1 pseudogene is annotated in these 1738 nt (G+C 59.0%); it reads right to left on the reverse strand.

Annotated features, from left to right (window positions below):
* Window positions 1-1592: pseudogene (locus tag ACX80P_RS16925) on the reverse strand (hypothetical protein); the annotation flags it as partial.
* Between the last annotated feature and the right edge of the window lie 146 nt (window positions 1593-1738).

Raw genomic sequence — 1738 nt, forward strand, 5'->3', positions numbered from 1 at the left:
CAGGTCACTGGACCCGTCGCCGAACCCATTCCCGACGTCTTCGACGCAGCAGCCGCAAAAATTGGCGCAAGTGCAGATATCGGGTCGGTGATGGTGATTGACGCTGCGGTACCCGAGACAGAGTTCACCCGTACCTTAGTGCCACCGTGCGTCGTGAACGTGCTTCCGGCTTGCCAGGTCTGGTTGGCGTTGTAGTAACCGGTCCAGCGTGTGTCCGGTGTCAGTTGGATCGAGGCATTGTCGTTCCACCCGAGAATGTCCTTCTTCACGATCTTGACGCCGCGATTGCCACCCACAGCGGTGGACGCGTCTCTTCCGACGGGAAGGCGAAGCTCGACATAGTAGGTCTCGTTGGTTTTCGGGTCTGTGAACTTCACCGCTCGATTCGGTGCCGTACCTGCCCACGCGCCCAGCGTGTATTGCTTGGACCCTGACGCGGTACCCAAGTTTCGTATCTCGTCTCCTCGACCGAACCCACCGAACTCCCACATGAAGGAATTGATAACAGGTGTGCTGACCTGGGCGTAGCCCATCAGATCCAGAGTGTCGGCGTACTCAAGCGTCTGGCAAAACGAGTCATTCCACAGGCCGCCAACAGGCAGAACATCTGCTCGACCGGTCGAGCAGTAGAGTGAATTGGCGTGATGAAGTCCCAGAACGTGACCGAACTCGTGGCTCACGACGTTGTTCGTCACAAGGGACGGATACGGCATGATGACTCGCCCTGCCAGATCCCCATCCGTGAAGCCGCCTCCGAGAATGCCCCAGCTACCGCCGTAATTCAAGTCTGCGTGCGGTACGAATATGACAAGGGCCTTCTGGGGTTGATAGGTCCAACCCAGCTCTTTCGTGACGGTCGCCATGATCGTCTGGTAAGAATCTGTGATGCGCGCGGCAGAGGGCTTGGCGAGGATTTCCCGCCCTATCGACATGGAAATGCGTCCATTCGATATTGCGGACCAGTAATTGCTGGAGGTCTCGATCGAAGCGCGCGCCGCCTCCAAATTGATTGCCTTGACGTCGGCAGTTGTCTTCCCTGCCAGCTGGACCGTGACCAGGGTGACCTCGAACTTCGCGGTGCGCGGTCCGAATGCGGCATCGTAGTTTTCGGCTGAGGTTTCAGCGGACTGAGGCGCCGCATCTGGGCTGTGCGACGAAGGCAAGTTCGAAAACTCCTCGCCGATTCGAGCGTTCGATCCTGGTTCAAGTAGCGGATTCCAGTCGAGCGAAGGCACCTCTGAAGTGAGTTCGTCCTGCGAGACTTCCTCCTGCACGGCACTAGCCTCCAGCAACGGCTCGGCCGTCACACCTTTCTCGGAGGGCTCCACCGGGGTATCGCGCGTGTTGGGCACCGCGCCTGGGTTGCGCTCAACCGCGGGCGCTGCTGTCGCTGTCACCTCAGGTGGTTCGCCCGTTGGAAATTCGCTGGGATTCTTCGTCTGCGGAACCATGCCGCCACCGTCGACGGACGAAGTGCTGGGCACTGCATTGTCGCTGTTGAGGGTCGCAGCTGATGCTGGAACGGCCGATGACAAAAGCCCAACCGATAACACCAGCGCGCCTATTGCGGCTGTCAATTTATTCAAGTACATGAAATTTCTCCAGGTATGCCGTTGCGTCGAGGACGGAGCGCTGTGGACTATGTGGTGCGGGTGCCGGTTGGGGTCCAGGTGATGGTTGCTTTTTGGAATCGGACGGTGCGGTAGCCGCCGGTGGTGGTCGCTGATTGGAGGGGATA

The sequence above is a fragment of the Arthrobacter arabinosi genome (assembly GCF_054511115.1).